Here is a 14940-nt window from a genome sequence, read left to right as displayed (position 1 = left end):
CGAAAGCGCCGCCGGCGCGGCGCGACTCTACCATCCGAACAGGAAGCAGGCGCATGGAATCCGCGGGCAAATACGATTACATCATCATCGGCGCCGGCAGCGCCGGCTGCGTGCTGGCCAACCGGCTTTCGCAGGATCCCGGCGTCTCGGTGCTGCTGATCGAGGCCGGGCGCAAGGATGATTATGTCTGGATCCACATTCCGGTCGGCTACCTGTACTGCATCGACAATCCGCGCACCGACTGGCGCTTCCGCACCGAAGCCGATCCCGGCCTGAATGGCCGCAGCCTGATCTACCCGCGCGGCAAGGTGATCGGCGGTTCCTCCTCCATCAACGGCATGATCTACATGCGCGGCCAGGTGCAGGACTACGATGCCTGGGCGCAGGCCACCGGCGACGACGGCTGGCGCTGGGACAGCGTCCTGCCCGTTTTCAAGAAAAGCGAGGATTACCACGAGGGCGCCGACGACTTTCACGGCGCCGGCGGCGAATGGCGGGTGGAGCGGCAGCGCCTGTCCTGGGAAATCCTGGATGCCTTCCGCGAGGCGGCGGAGCAGACCGGCATCTCGAAATCCGACGATTTCAACCGCGGCGACAATGAAGGCTGCGGCTATTTCGAAGTCAACCAGCGCGCCGGCCTGCGCTGGAGCAGCGCCCGCGCCTTCCTCAAGTCCGCCGGCAACCGCAAGGGCAGCCTGGAAATCATGACCGGCTGCCACGTGAAGCGGCTGCGCCTGAAGACCGGCGAACAGGGCCTGGTCTGCACCGGCGTCGAATTCACCGGCGGCGGCACCGAATGGTTTGCCGAAGCGGCGCGCGAGGTCATCTCCGCCGCCGGCGCGGTCGGTTCGCCGCAGATCCTGCAGCTGTCCGGCATCGGTCCGGCCGCGCTGCTGCAGCAACACGGCATCCCGGTCATCGCCGACCTGCCGGGAGTGGGGGAAAACCTGCAGGACCATCTGCAGCTGCGCATGGCCTTTCGCATCCAGGGCGCCAAGACCCTCAACACCATGGCCAACAACTGGTTCGGCAAGATGAAAATCGGGCTGGAGTATCTGATGACGCGCAGCGGGCCGATGTCGATGGCGCCGTCCCAGCTCGGCGCTTTCACCAAGTCGGATCCCGGCCAGCGCCGCGCCAACCTCCAGTACCATGTGCAGCCGTTGTCGCTGGAGCGCTTCGGCGAGCCGCTGCATCCGTTCCCGGCTTTTACCGCCAGCGTCTGCAATCTGCGGCCGACGGCGCGCGGCCATATCCGCATCGTGTCGGGCGATCCCTTCGCCGCGCCGAAGATCATGCCCAACTACCTGAGCACGCCGGAAGATCGCAAGGTCGCCGCCGATGCATTGGCGCTGACCCGCCGCATCGTCGCCGCGCCGGCGCTGCAGCGCTACCATCCGGAAGAGTTCAAGCCCGGCCTGCAGTACCGCACCGAAGAGGAATTGGCGCGCGCCGCCGGCGATATCGGCACCACCATCTTCCATCCGGTGGGTACCTGCAGGATGGGACGGGCCGACGATGCGGCCGCCGTGGTCGACAGCCAGCTGAGAGTGCGGGGCGTGCGCGGCCTGCGCGTGGTCGATGCCTCCGTCATGCCGACCATCACATCGGGCAACACCAATTCGCCCACCATCATGATCGCGGAAAAGGCGGCGCAGCTGATTCGGGAATCCTCCGCCGCATCGGGCGCCGGCGATATCGTCCGGAGCGGCAATCTGAGCCAGCCTTCGTCCATCGAAACGGCCTGATCCAATCACGCTCCGGCACCACGCCTGGAGCGACCCTTTTCTCCAATCGCCGAGAGCGAAGCAAGGCTGAACGAAGGCAGGCGTCCTGCAGTCTCGTGCGACGCTTGCTTTCACTCGCCTTTCTTACCGTAGAAATACTAGGTTGGCGCATTGAATGCGTTTCTCCGCTAGGGAAAAAGATTGATTCATGACAAACTTTTTCCATATCCATGAAGCGGATTGTTGCGACCCGCTTCATGCTCTGTGTACTGTGATGCTCCGACCGTCACCGACTTCGCTAAATTTTTCAATGTCTTAGGAAGTTAAACGGGCGAGCCGCGGGTGCTTGAATGTTCTCCGTCACATGGCGATGCAGGGAGACCTGGGCAAGGAAGGGCATGGTTCTTTTAGCAAAATAATTTGCCCTTGTTCAACATCGGTGTGAGAGAATAATTTCGAAGGAGACACTATGTCAGATGTGATATTAGAGACTCGCCACTTGACTAAAGAATTCAAGGGCTTCACTGCAGTCAACGACGTCAACTTGCAAGTTCAGCGCGGACACATTCATGCCTTGATCGGCCCGAACGGCGCTGGCAAGACGACCTGCTTCAATCTGCTCACCAAATTCCTGGTGCCGACATCGGGACAAATCCTGTTCAACGGCCGTGACATCACCTCCGCCCAGCCAGCCCAGATCGCGCGCCAGGGCATCATCCGTTCCTTCCAGATCTCGGCGGTGTTTCCGCACCTGACCGTGCTGGAGAACGTGCGCATCGGCCTGCAGCGGCCCATCGGCACGTCCTTCCATTTCTGGAAAAGCGAAAAGACGCTCGACACGCTCAATGCACGCGCCATGGAATTGCTGGCGGAAGTGGACCTCGCCAGCTTCGCCGACACTATGACGGTGGACCTGCCCTATGGCCGCAAGCGCGCGCTGGAAATCGCGACTACCCTGGCGATGGAGCCGGAACTCATGCTGCTCGACGAGCCGACCCAGGGCATGGGCCATGAGGACGTGCATCGCGTCACCGAGCTGATCAAGAAGGTTTCCGCCGGCCGCACCATCCTGATGGTGGAGCACAACATGAACGTGGTGTCGGGCATCTGCGACCGCATCTCGGTGCTCCAGCGCGGCGCGCTGCTGGCCGAGGGAACCTATGAGGAAGTATCGAAGAACCCGCAGGTGATGGAGGCCTACATGGGCACCACGGCCGGCGCGCTGGAAGGGGCTCACTGAAGATGACTGTCGCGCTGGAACTCAAGAACCTGCAAGCCTGGTATGGTGAATCGCATATTCTGCATGACGTCAATCTGACCGTGAACCAGGGCGAGGTGGTGACGCTCCTCGGCCGCAACGGCGCCGGCCGCACGACGACGCTGCGCGCCATCATGGGTCTGACCGGCAGCCGCAAGGGCTCCATCAAGATCAACGGCCGCGAGAGCATTCAGCTGCCCACCTATCGCGTGGCGCATCTGGGAGTCGGCTACTGCCCGGAAGAGCGCGGCATCTTTTCCTCGCTGTCGGCGGAAGAGAACCTGATGCTGCCGCCCTTCGTCTCCAAGGACGACCGCGGGATGTCGATCGACGAAATCTACGACATGTTTCCCAACCTGAAGGAACGCCGTTCCAGCCAGGGCACCCGCCTGTCCGGCGGCGAACAGCAGATGCTGGCCGTGGCGCGTATCCTGCGCACCGGCGCCCGGCTGCTGCTGCTGGACGAGATTTCCGAAGGCCTGGCGCCGGTCATCGTGCAGGCGCTGGCGCGCATGATCACCACGCTGAAGGCCAAGGGCTACACCATCGTCATGGTGGAACAGAATTTCCGCTTCGCCGCGCCGCTCGCCGACCGCTTCTACGTCATGGAGCATGGCCAGATCGTCGAGAGCTTCGCCGCCGCCGAGCTGCAACAGAAAATGCCTGTACTGAATTCCCTGCTGGGAGTCTAGACCAACAAATGCCGGCATCCGCCGGCGCCATAACCAAAGGAGAACAGCATGAAGTTGAAGCAATTGGCACTCGCAGTAAGCGCCACCTGTGCGCTGGGCATGGGCGGCTCTGCCATGGCCCAGATTTCGGGCGACGTAGTGAAGATCGGCTTCATCACCGACATGTCCAGCCTCTACTCCGACATCGACGGCGCCGGCGGCGTCGAAGCGATCCGCATGGCGATCGCCGACTTCGGCGGCAACGTCAACGGCAAGAAGATCGAGCTGGTGGTGGCCGACCATCAGAACAAGGCCGACATCGCCGCTTCCAAGGCGCGCGAATGGTTCGACCGCGAAGGCGTGGACATGCTGATCGGCGGCACCAACTCCGGCACGTCGCTGTCGATGGCCAAGGTCGCTGCGGAAAAGAAGAAGCCCTTCATTTCCATCGGCGCCGGCACCGCCCGCCTGACCAATGAAGAGTGCACCCCGTACACCATCCACTACGCCTACGATACCGTGGCGCTGGCCAAGGGCACCGGCTCGGCGGTGGTGAAGCAGGGCGGCAAGAGCTGGTACTTCCTGACGGCCGACTATGCATTCGGCGCCTCGCTGGAAGGCGATACCGCCACCGTGGTCAAGGCCTCGGGCGGCAGCGTGGTGGGTTCGGTCAAGCATCCGCTCAACGCCTCCGACTTCTCCTCCTTCCTGCTGCAGGCGCAGAGCTCGAAGGCGCAGATCCTCGGTCTGGCCAATGCCGGCGGGGACACCGTCAATGCCATCAAGGCAGCCAACGAGTTCGGCGTCACCAAGTCGATGAAGCTGGCCGGTCTGCTCATGTTCATCAACGACGTGCATTCCCTCGGCCTGAACCTGACCCAGGGCATGTACCTCACCGACAGCTGGTACTGGGACCAGAATGACGACACCCGCAAGTGGTCCCGCCGCTATTTCGAGAAGATGAAGAAGATGCCGTCCAGCCTGCAGGCCGCCGACTACTCCGCCGCAACGCAATACCTGACCGCGGTGAAGGCAGCCGGCAGCGACGATACCGACAAGGTCATGGCCAAGCTGCGCTCGCAGAAGGTGAACGACGTCTACGCCAAGAACGGCAGCTATCGCGTCGACGGCAGCATGATCCACGACATGTACCTGATGCAGGTGAAGGCGCAGTCCGAGTCGAAGTATCCTTGGGATTACTACAAGGTGGTCCAGACCATCCCGGGCGATCAGGCTTTCACCACCAAGGCCGAGACCAAGTGCTCGCTCTGGAAGTAAGCGGATCCGGTAGTCGATAAAAAAAATCCGCCGTTCCAGGCCGGGAGGCCTTGCCAGCGCCCGGAACGGCGCCTGCCACAGTTCGTCTTTCGAGAGTCCTCTCTCGCACACCGCCATGGAAATTTTCGGCATCCCTTTGCAAGCGATGTTGAGCCAGCTGCTGCTCGGCCTGGTCAACGGATCGTTCTACGCCATGCTGTCGCTTGGCCTGGCGATCATCTTCGGCTTGCTCAATGTGATCAATTTCGCCCACGGCGCCCTGTACATGATGGGCGCCTTCTTCGCCTGGATGGGCTTGAGCTACCTCGGCGTCAATTACTGGGTCATGCTGGTCGCCGCGCCGCTGCTGGTCGGCGTGTTCGGCATGATCATCGAGCGCACCATGCTGCGCTGGCTGTACAAGCTCGACCACCTCTACGGCCTGCTGCTGACCTTCGGCATCACGCTGCTGCTCGAAGGCCTGTTCCGCTCGGTGTACGGCGTTTCCGGCCAGCCGTATTCGGTGCCCGATGCGCTGTCCGGCGCCTTCAACCTCGGCTTCATGATCATGCCGAAATACCGCGCCTGGGTGGTGCTGGCGTCGATCGTGGTGTGCCTGCTGACCTGGTTCGTCATCGAGAAGACCAAGCTCGGCGCCTACCTGCGCGCCGGCACCGAGAATCCCAAGCTGGTGGAAGCCTTCGGCATCAACGTGCCGCTGATGGTGACCCTGACCTACGGCTTCGGCGTGGCGCTGGCGGCTTTCGCCGGCGTGCTGGCCGCGCCGGTGGTGCAGATCTCGCCGCTGATGGGTTCCAACCTCATCATCGTGGTGTTCGCGGTGGTGGTGATCGGCGGTATGGGCTCCATCCTGGGCTCCATTCTCAGCGGCCTGGGACTGGGCGTGATCGAAGGCTTCACGCGCGTCTTCTACCCTGAGCTCTCGGCCACGGTGGTCTTCATCATCATGGCGATCGTGCTCATGATTCGTCCCGCCGGCCTGTTCGGCAAAGAAAAATAAGAGGGCCTGAGCAATGAACAAGAAACTCGGTTATACGATCGCTTTGGTAGCCGCACTGGCAGCGCCGTTCTTCATGTATCCGGTGTTCCTGATGAAGCTGCTGTGCTTCGCGCTGTTCGCCTGCGCATTCAACCTGCTGATCGGCTTTACCGGCCTGCTGTCCTTCGGCCATGCCGCCTTCTTTGGCGGCGCCGGCTATATCACCGGCCATCTGCTGAAGAATGTCGGGCTGCCGTTCGAGCTGGGCATCATCGGCGGTGTGGTGGTGGCCGCCTTCTTCGGACTTGTGATGGGCCTGCTGGCGATTCGCCGTCAGGGCATCTACTTCACCATGATCACGCTGGCGCTGGCGCAGATGCTGTACTTCATCTTCCTGCAGGCGCCGTTCACCGGCGGCGAGGATGGCTTGCAGGGCGTTCCGCGCGGGCGATTGCTCGGCATGGTGGACCTCGGCGACGACCTCACGCTGTATTACGTGGTGCTGGCCATCGCCGTCGCCGGCTTCGCTCTGATCGTGCGGACGGTACATTCACCCTTCGGGCAGGTGCTGGCGGCAGTGAAGGAGAACGAGCCGCGCGCCATCTCCCTCGGCTACGATGCCAGCCGCTTCAAGCTGCTGGCGTTCGTGTTGTCCGCTGCGTTGTCAGGCTTGGCTGGTGCTACCAAAACGGTAGTGCTGGGCTTCGAAACCCTGACCGACGTTCACTGGTCCATGTCCGGTCTGGTGGTGCTGATGACCCTGGTCGGCGGCCTTGGCACCCTGGCCGGACCGGTGGTCGGCGCCATCATCATCATCGCGCTGGAAAACAAGATTGGCGACATGGGCAACTGGCTGGCCTCGCTCACCAGCGTCGAATGGTTCCGCTCCATCGGCGAGTCGGTCACGATCGTCACCGGCCTGATCTTCATCATTGTCGTGCTTGCCTTCCGCCGAGGCATTGTCGGTGAGCTGATCGCTTTCACGAGGCGGGTCGGCGCCCGCTGAATCAACCGCTGTTCAGACTAAGGGCTGGCGTCTCGATGAGCGCCAGCCCTTTTCTTTGGGCGTTGACTCGGGATGTCTGCCAAGCTGAACACGAGTTCTGCTGCCGAAGTGTGAAAAATGAGCGCTGGTGCGATTTCGTGGTGAAGCGGATGTCGGCATCTTGCCGGTGGCCAGGACTGCCCTGGCAACAAAGGAAAGCCGTGGCTTGCACACATCGGATACAGGACGGAAGACTGCCGGCCGGGCCGTCGATTGGCCTGGCCGGGCTCCGGCTTCACAGCTACTTTCGACCCGATTTTGGGCAGGCTGAACGGCGCTGAGCACCTTACCGTCGTGCTACAGCGCTTCGGCGTAAATGGCCCGCGCATCCGCGCGCGTGACATCCCGCGGATTGTTCCCCAGCAGTCTTGTCTGCAGCATGGCGTCATCCGCCAATCGGTCCAGATCCGCTTCCGTGATCCCCACCTGAGATAACCGGGTTTCAATGCCCACTTTCTGGGCCAGATTCACGAAGTAATCGATGAAGGCGGCGCTCTTTTCTTCCACGCCTTTGCCTTGGCCCGCGCAGACGATGTCGGCCAGTTCCGCATACGAATGTCCGGCGTGCTGCACATTGAAGCGCAAAACATGGGGCAAGACCAAGGCATTCGACAGTCCGTGGGGCACATGAAAAATGCCGCCGATCGGATAGGCGAGGGCATGTACCGCCGCCACCGGTGCATTGGCGAACGCCTGGCCGGCGAGCATGGCGCCGAGCAGCATCGCTTGTCTTGCTTCGATGTCCTTCCCATTCTCACAGACACGCAATAAATTACGTGAAAGCAATCTAAGCGCTTCCTTGGCAAGCATGTCGGACAGGGGATTCTTCTTGACCTTGGAGGTGTACGCTTCGATGGCATGTACCATGGCGTCGATCCCTGTCGCCGCAGTGATCTTGGGTGGCAGGCCTATCGTCAATTCCGCGTCTAGGATAGCCAGATCGGCGTACAGCTGGGGTGATACCACCCCCATTTTTGTGGTCTCTCCTGTGGTCACGATCGAGATTGGTGTCACCTCGGAGCCGGTTCCGGCAGTAGTGGGTACTTGCACTAGCGGTAAGCGTCCGCCTTTTACATTGCCAATGCCGTACATGGACTGGAGATCTTGTTCGCCTGCTGCCAACACGGCGATGAGCTTGGCCACATCCATGGAGCTTCCTCCGCCAAAGCCAATCACCATGTCGATCTGGTGTTGCCGCGCCTGACTGGCTGCCTCCAGCACCACCGCTTCTGGGGGGTCGGCAATGATATCGGAAAAGGTCACGATGCCGATCCCGACCGCTTCCAGGCTTTGCAGAGATGGTTGCAGCAAGCCGGCTTTCAATAAACCGGCGTCGGTGACAACAAGCGCCTTCCGAACTTGCGGAAATTGGGTGCGAATGCAGTCGCCTAGCTGCTTGGCACCGCCTGGTTCGGACAGCAGATGCGAGACGGTGCTGAAGGAAAACGCGGGGGATGGGGTCATGAGATGAAGTCTCCGGTATTTTTCGAGGTCCTGGCCTCTGTGTTATTGCGGATAAGCATTTTGTAGCCGAAGTAAAATGGGAAGTTTCGTTTCGGCTAACCATGCCTTACGCACCTGCCTAAAGGCATATTGCCGCTGCATTTGTTACAAGGGTTTAATAATGATAAGTGAATACGTTGTGCTTTGTCTTGCAGGCTTTTTGGCAGGGTTGATCGACGCCGTTGTCGGTGGAGGAGGTTTGATCCAGACGCCGGCGCTCTTCGCGGTGTTTCCGAATATCACGCCGGCTACTTTGCTCGGCACGAACAAGCTTGCCAGTATTTGGGGTACGGCGGCAGCCGCTTTCAGCTACGCGAAAAAAGTCAAAATCTCCTGGAGCACGGCGGCACCCGCGGCAGCAGCGGCTTTTGTCTTTTCTTTCCTTGGCGCTTATCTGGTAACTCGTATTCCGCCTGATTTCCTGCGCCGCCTGCTGCCGTTTATTTTGATCGCAGTCGCGGTTTATACGTTGAAGAAGAAAGACCTGGGAACGGTTCATCAACCGGCTTTCACAGGGAATAAGGAAAAGGCACTTGCAGGTATCACTGGGGGCTCAATTGGTTTTTACGACGGCTTTTTCGGTCCCGGCACAGGCAGCTTTCTCGTGTTTTTTTTCGTGAGGCTATTCGGGTTCGATTTTTTGCATGCATCCGCGGCAGCGAAAGTAGTGAACGTATCGTGCAACCTAGCTGCCTTGCTTTGGTTCTGGCATAGCGGACATATGATCTGGCAGCTGGGTGCTGCCATGGCGGTCTGTAATATTGGAGGCTCTTTAATCGGAAGCAGGCTAGCTATTCGTTATGGAAGCGGTTTCGTTCGGAAGCTTTTTCTTTTGGTCGTTTCCGCATTGATTTTCAAAACCGGTTTTGATGCCTTTTTCCGCTAGAGAAGCCCTGTTTCACGTGAAACATAGGCGAGGTAAATGTGCAAATCAGCGCTAATGTCGTGCTCCAACGAACACAAAGTGGCAAGGATGAGATTTACCAAAAAAGCGGAAGGCTGACTCAAAGCGAGCGCACCGTGCTTATCCTCATTGATGGAGTGAGCAGCCTCGATGCAGTCATCGCGAAACTGACGCGGTTGACGGCGGTCCGTGTTACGGTGGCAGCGGAAAAGCTGGTCAAGATGGAACTGGTAACGGAAGTTCTATTGCCTGATGAGGGCAACAAAGAAGAGTTGGACAACGAGGTTGTGCAAAATTTTCTGAAGCAAGATCCGCTCGATCCAGTTACGCTTTTCTCGACTAATCCAGAGGAATTATTGGACCTCACGGAAGATGAATACCGTGCTCCGCAATCCCCGTCCGCAAAACCGGTTGATATTCCAGGCGCACGTGGTGAACTGCTGAGCAAAATCGAAGCGATGATGCGTGAGCCTCAGCCGGCACAGACTCCGCGTGATGAACACGGGCCTAGGAGAGAGGCAGGGATGGCAACGCAGGCACTAGCGCCCACATGCCGAGAACGTTCTATAAAGATCGTGGAAGAAAACTGCTCGGCTACGGAACTACACGAAGAAGAACAAGAAGTTGAGCGAAAGAATGAAAGCCTTCGATTAAACCAGGTAAAGGATGGGTCGATCGAGCTTCCGCTGGCGTCACTCCTCCTGACGCTGCTTGGCATCTTCATTATCGGCTTCTACCTGCTGCGACGATTTCTGTAGTGGTTTCACGTGAAACACAAAGGACGTTCAAAAGCGCCCTCCGAAAACCCTTATAATCCCTTCTGAACCTGTCACAAGTCATTCGCTCCGCTTCCGTCGGAGGCGAATCATTTCCTTTTGCGTCTCCCTTAGGCAAAATGCTATACCCAAAAGAATTTGACGTTATCGTCGTCGGCGGCGGCCATGCCGGAACCGAGGCTGCATTGGCTTCTGCTCGCATGGGGCAATCCACGTTGCTGCTGACTCACAATATCGAAACTCTCGGCCAAATGTCATGCAACCCTTCAATCGGTGGCATCGGCAAAGGCCATCTTGTCAAAGAAGTCGATGCGCTTGGCGGTGCAATGGCGATTGCCACGGACGAAGCTGGCATACAGTTCCGCATCCTGAATTCATCTAAAGGTCCCGCAGTACGGGCCACACGAGCACAAGCGGACCGAATTCTTTACAAGAAAGCGATCCGAGGCCGGTTAGAGAACCAGCCGAACCTACACCTCTTCCAGCAAGCAGTAGACGATCTGATGCTGGAAGGTGGCAAAGTCGTGGGTGCCGTCACCCAGGTTGGTATCAAGTTTCGCGCACGCGCGGTGGTGCTGACTGCCGGTACTTTTCTCGACGGCAAAATTCACGTCGGCTTGAATAATTACTCAGCCGGCAGGGCAGGGGATCCGCCGGCGGTTTCGCTTTCGGCGCGCTTGAAAGAACTCAAGTTGCCACAGGGAAGGTTGAAGACGGGTACACCCCCGCGCATCGACGGGCGAACCATCGACTTCAGTGTGTTGGCCGAACAGCCGGGAGATCTTGATCCGGTGCCGGTATTCTCCTTCATGGGTTCTGCAGCGATGCATCCGCAGCAGATGCCGTGCTGGGTGACCCATACCAACGAGCGCACGCACGAAATCATCCGTAACGGTTTGGATCGCAGCCCGATGTACACCGGGGTAATCGAAGGCGTCGGTCCGCGCTATTGCCCTTCGATCGAGGACAAGATTCATCGCTTCGCTGACAAAGCCTCGCACCAAATATTCCTCGAACCCGAAGGTTTGACGACCAACGAGTTCTATCCCAACGGTATCTCGACCAGTTTGCCGTTTGACGTCCAATTGGCACTCGTTCATTCGATGAAAGGTCTGGAGAATGCTTTCATCCTACGACCGGGTTATGCGATTGAGTACGATTACTACGATCCACGAGGTTTGAAAGCATCGCTGGAAACCAAGGCAATTGAAGGGTTGTTCTTTGCTGGGCAAATCAACGGCACGACCGGCTACGAAGAAGCGGCAGCGCAAGGATTGCTGGCTGGACTGAACGCGGCACTTCATACACAGGGAAGGGAAGCATGGACCCCACGCCGTGATGAGGCTTATCTCGGCGTGTTGGTGGACGACCTCATTACCAAAGGCGTACAAGAGCCTTATCGGATGTTCACCAGTCGGGCAGAGTACCGACTCAGCTTGCGTGAAGACAATGCCGATATGCGCCTGACCGAGATCGGCCGCACACTGGGCTGTGTCGGCGACGCACAGTGGGAGGCTTTTGAACGCAAGCGGGAAGCGGTGGCACGTGAAACGGAACGCCTCAAATCGATTTGGGTGAACCCCCGCATGCTGCCATCGCAAGAGGCAGAGCGGGTCCTTGGAAAGGCAATTGAACGTGAGTATGCGCTCACTGATCTGCTGCGGCGTCCCAACGTAAGTTATGAAGCGCTGATGAGCCTGAAAGGGGAGGACGGCACTGCACTGGCTGGTCCTGGCGTGAACGATCCCGCCATCCGCGAACAGGTTGAAATTCAGGTCAAGTATGCCGGTTACATCGATCGCCAAGCACGCGAAGTAGAACGCCACGACCACTACGAAAACCTGAAGATGCCGGCATCGCTGGATTACATGGAAGTCAAAGGTTTGTCGGTCGAGGTGAGGCAGAAGTTGAACAAGCACAGGCCGGAGACCCTGGGTCAAGCATCACGCATTTCCGGCGTGACCCCGGCTGCGGTGTCGCTGCTTTTGGTGCACCTGAAGAAGGGCGGCTTCAAGGAAATGACACCCGCTTCCCCGGCGGCCTGATCCATGGCGACATCCAAGCAAGCGGACATGCAGCAACTGGCGGCGGTGCTGGCGGACGGTATCGCTACCTTGTCACTCGACCTGTCGCAGCAGCAGCAAGCCTTGTTGCTCGATTACTTGGCTTTGCTCCTGAAGTGGAACACTGTCTACAACCTGACCGCTGTGCGCGACCCGCTTCAGATGGTGACGCATCATCTGCTGGATTCTCTCGCGGCGGTCCCGGCATTCATCAGCGCTTCGCGTGTGCTCGACGTTGGCGCAGGAGGCGGGTTGCCGGGAATCGTGCTGGCAATAGCTTGCCCGACGATGCAGGTTCACATGATCGACACCGTTCACAAGAAAACCGCCTTCCTCACGCAAGTGCGCAGTCAACTCCGCCTGATGAATGTGACGGTGCATACCGGCAGAGTAGAGCAGTTGGACACGGCGGACAAATTCGATGTCATCACTTCCCGCGCTTTCGCGGACTTGTCCGACTTCGTCAGCTGGTCTGGCCATCTGCTGGCCGATGCAGGCCGATTCATTGCATTGAAAGGCGTGGTACCTGTTGATGAAATTGCGCGACTTCCGGCTGGCTGGAAGGTCACTGAGGTTGTTCCTCTTTGCGTGCCTGGCTTGGATGCCGAGCGCCACCTGCTCATGGTGGGCCGGGAGGCGACATAACCGGAATGAGCGCTCCATTAACTATCTCAAAAATGACCTGTGCGCCACTGCAGATCAAATCGGCAAGAAAGCATTCAGGCATAAATAGTCGTTGCGGGGCGTTGCAAGGATGATGTTTTGTGTCGCGGAGGGTGATGCAAAAGGGAAGGGGATTTTTGCTGCAGCCTGTGTTGCTTTGAACTGCATCGCTACACAAAGCGACGAAGGTGAACACAAAAATATTGCTGGCAAAAAATGAATTGAGCGCTACTATGGTGCCTCATTTTGTTTTGTGTCGAATGTGGCTTCTCCCTTCACCTTTCGTCTCGTAGCACCAAGACCGAAATCAAGCAGGACACGATGCAACGCGCGATAGACGACAGACAACAAGCGGCATGGCGACCAACCGCTGCACACCGGAACAAGTAGAAGATATGGGCAAAATTTTTTGTGTCGCCAATCAGAAGGGTGGCGTCGGCAAGACGACAACAGCAGTGAACCTTGCCGCAGGATTGGCGCAACTGAAGCAGCGCGTGCTTCTTGTTGATCTTGACCCGCAAGGCAATGCCACGATGGGTGCTGGCATCAACAAGGCCACGCTGCCTGCTTCGGTTTACCAAGTGTTACTCGGCCTCGCCAATGTCAAGCAGGCAAGACAAGCTTCCGAAAGCGGCGGGTTCGACGTACTTCCGGCGAACCGTGAATTGGCCGGTGCCGAAGTGGAAATGGTCGAGCTGGAACAGCGGGAAAAGCGTTTGAAAATGGCGCTGGCGGAAGTGGAGGGCGAATACGATTTCATGCTGATTGATTGCCCGCCAGCGCTTTCCATGTTGACGCTGAACGGCTTGTGTGCCGCCCATGGCGTCATCATTCCGATGCAGTGCGAGTACTATGCGCTCGAAGGCTTGTCCGACCTGGTCAATACCATCAAGAAAGTGCACGCCAAACTGAATACCGAACTGAAGATCATCGGACTGCTGCGCGTCATGTTCGATCCACGCATTACGCTGTCGCAGCAGGTCTCGGCCCAACTCGAGCAGCACTTCGGCGACAAGGTTTTCAAAACCATCATTCCGCGCAATGTGCGCCTGGCCGAGGCACCGTCATATGGCATGCCGGGCGTCAACTTCGATCCCGCTTCGAAGGGCGCGCAGGCTTACATCACCTTCGGCGCCGAAATGGTGGACCGCATCAAGTCAATGTAAAGCAAACATCATCATGGTCATCAAGAAATCCAAGGGACTGGGCCGCGGCCTGGATGCGCTGCTCGGCGGAGCAGGGGACGTCATCGAAGCGGTGCCGAGCGTGCCGGGCGCACCCAACGCGCTGCAGGTCGGTCAGCTACAGGCTGGCAAATACCAGCCGCGTACGCGCATGGATGAAGGTGCGCTGAACGAGCTGGCCGCCTCCATCAAGGCGCAGGGCCTGATGCAGCCCATTCTGGTGCGGCCGCTCGAAGGCGCACGGGACCGGTATGAGATCATCGCCGGCGAACGCCGCTTCCGTGCGGCACAGATCGCCGGCCTGACCGAGGTGCCGGTACTGGTAAAAGACGTGGACGATCTCGCCGCGGCTGCCATGGCGCTGATCGAAAACATTCAGCGTGAAGACCTGAATCCGCTGGAAGAAGCGCAAGGCATCCACCGGCTGATCAGCGACTTCAACTTTACCCATGAACAGGCGGCCAATGCGGTAGGACGCTCGCGCAGCGCGGTATCGAATCTGCTGCGCCTGCTGAACTTGGCCAAGCCGGTGCAGACCATGCTCATGGCCGGCGACATCGACATGGGTCATGCGCGTGCCTTGCTCGCGGTCGATGCCGCAACCCAGATTACGCTCGCCAACCAGGTCGTTGCCAAACGCATGTCGGTGCGGGATGCGGAGAAGCTGGTGGCGCGCAGCGCCGAGCAGACGGCGAACAAGCCGCGGCCGGTGCGGGAAAAGTCGCGCGACATCGCGCAGTTGGAAGAGGAATTGTCCGACGCGCTTGCCACGAACGTCTCCGTGAAACTCGGTGCCAAGAATCGCGGCCAGCTGATCATCGATTTCGCTGACCTCGATATGCTCGATGAACTCATCGCCCGTCTAAAAGCCAAAGCAGAAGCCTGAGCC

Annotated in this window: 13 protein-coding genes; 12 read left to right on the top strand and 1 reads right to left on the bottom strand. The window is 58.9% G+C overall.

Translation table 11 applies throughout. From position 1 onward, the window contains the following. The first annotated feature begins 53 nt into the window (after nt 1-53). The 6 genes from CHB88_RS00885 to CHB88_RS00860 all read left to right on the top strand — a co-directional run bounded on the left by CHB88_RS00885 (nt 54) and on the right by CHB88_RS00860 (nt 6919). Entirely contained in the window at nt 54-1748 is a 1695-nt protein-coding gene (locus CHB88_RS00885; RefSeq protein WP_089397407.1) for a GMC family oxidoreductase, read from the top strand. 448 nt (nt 1749-2196) lie between these two features. Continuing rightward, the gene (locus CHB88_RS00880; RefSeq protein WP_089397406.1) at nt 2197-2967 is read left to right on the top strand and encodes an ABC transporter ATP-binding protein; all 771 of its coding nucleotides are present in this window, start codon (nt 2197-2199) and stop codon (nt 2965-2967) included. A 2-nt stretch (nt 2968-2969) separates the two neighbouring features. Further along, entirely contained in the window at nt 2970-3677 is a 708-nt protein-coding gene (locus CHB88_RS00875) for an ABC transporter ATP-binding protein (protein WP_089397405.1), read from the top strand. A 48-nt stretch (nt 3678-3725) separates the two neighbouring features. Next, on the top strand, nt 3726-4934 hold the full coding sequence (locus tag CHB88_RS00870) for an ABC transporter substrate-binding protein (protein ID WP_089397404.1): 1209 nt from the start codon (nt 3726-3728) through the stop codon (nt 4932-4934). Nucleotides 4935-5049: 115 nt separating this feature from the next. After that, nucleotides 5050-5934, top strand: coding sequence for a branched-chain amino acid ABC transporter permease (locus CHB88_RS00865; RefSeq protein ID WP_089397403.1), 885 nt, complete (start codon nt 5050-5052; stop codon nt 5932-5934). 13 nt (nt 5935-5947) lie between these two features. Then, entirely contained in the window at nt 5948-6919 is a 972-nt protein-coding gene (locus CHB88_RS00860) for a branched-chain amino acid ABC transporter permease (RefSeq protein WP_089397402.1), read from the top strand. 336 nt (nt 6920-7255) lie between these two features. Here CHB88_RS00860 and CHB88_RS00855 read toward each other — a convergent pair whose 3' ends face one another. Then, nucleotides 7256-8422 (bottom strand): iron-containing alcohol dehydrogenase, encoded by a 1167-nt coding sequence (locus CHB88_RS00855; RefSeq protein WP_089397401.1) that lies wholly within the window; start codon nt 8420-8422, stop codon nt 7256-7258. A 163-nt stretch (nt 8423-8585) separates the two neighbouring features. On the opposite strand from CHB88_RS00855, the gene CHB88_RS00850 reads away from it, so the two are divergent. The 6 genes from CHB88_RS00850 to CHB88_RS00825 all read left to right on the top strand — a co-directional run bounded on the left by CHB88_RS00850 (nt 8586) and on the right by CHB88_RS00825 (nt 14937). Next, nucleotides 8586-9347 (top strand): sulfite exporter TauE/SafE family protein, encoded by a 762-nt coding sequence (locus CHB88_RS00850; RefSeq protein ID WP_176442296.1) that lies wholly within the window; start codon nt 8586-8588, stop codon nt 9345-9347. Between the two features lie 38 nt (nt 9348-9385). Beyond that, nucleotides 9386-10123 carry a hypothetical protein gene (locus CHB88_RS00845; protein WP_089397399.1) on the top strand — a complete coding sequence of 246 codons (738 nt, stop codon included), beginning with the start codon at nt 9386-9388 and terminating at the stop codon, nt 10121-10123. 137 nt (nt 10124-10260) lie between these two features. Beyond that, nucleotides 10261-12186: a tRNA uridine-5-carboxymethylaminomethyl(34) synthesis enzyme MnmG gene (gene mnmG, locus CHB88_RS00840; RefSeq protein ID WP_089397398.1), complete on the top strand. Its 1926-nt coding sequence runs from the start codon at nt 10261-10263 to the stop codon at nt 12184-12186. A 3-nt stretch (nt 12187-12189) separates the two neighbouring features. Next, nucleotides 12190-12849, top strand: coding sequence for a 16S rRNA (guanine(527)-N(7))-methyltransferase RsmG (gene rsmG / locus CHB88_RS00835; protein ID WP_245844622.1), 660 nt, complete (start codon nt 12190-12192; stop codon nt 12847-12849). A gap of 413 nt (nt 12850-13262) precedes the next feature. Beyond that, nucleotides 13263-14033, top strand: coding sequence for a ParA family protein (locus CHB88_RS00830; protein ID WP_089397397.1), 771 nt, complete (start codon nt 13263-13265; stop codon nt 14031-14033). A gap of 13 nt (nt 14034-14046) precedes the next feature. Next, nucleotides 14047-14937: a ParB/RepB/Spo0J family partition protein gene (locus tag CHB88_RS00825; protein WP_176442277.1), complete on the top strand. Its 891-nt coding sequence runs from the start codon at nt 14047-14049 to the stop codon at nt 14935-14937. The last annotated feature ends 3 nt before the right edge of the window (nt 14938-14940 follow it).

This window comes from Noviherbaspirillum humi (assembly GCF_900188095.1).
GTDB lineage: Bacteria > Pseudomonadota > Gammaproteobacteria > Burkholderiales > Burkholderiaceae_D > Noviherbaspirillum > Noviherbaspirillum humi.
Note: the sequence above shows the minus strand (reverse complement) of the source record. Positions and strands in the feature narration are given on the sequence as shown.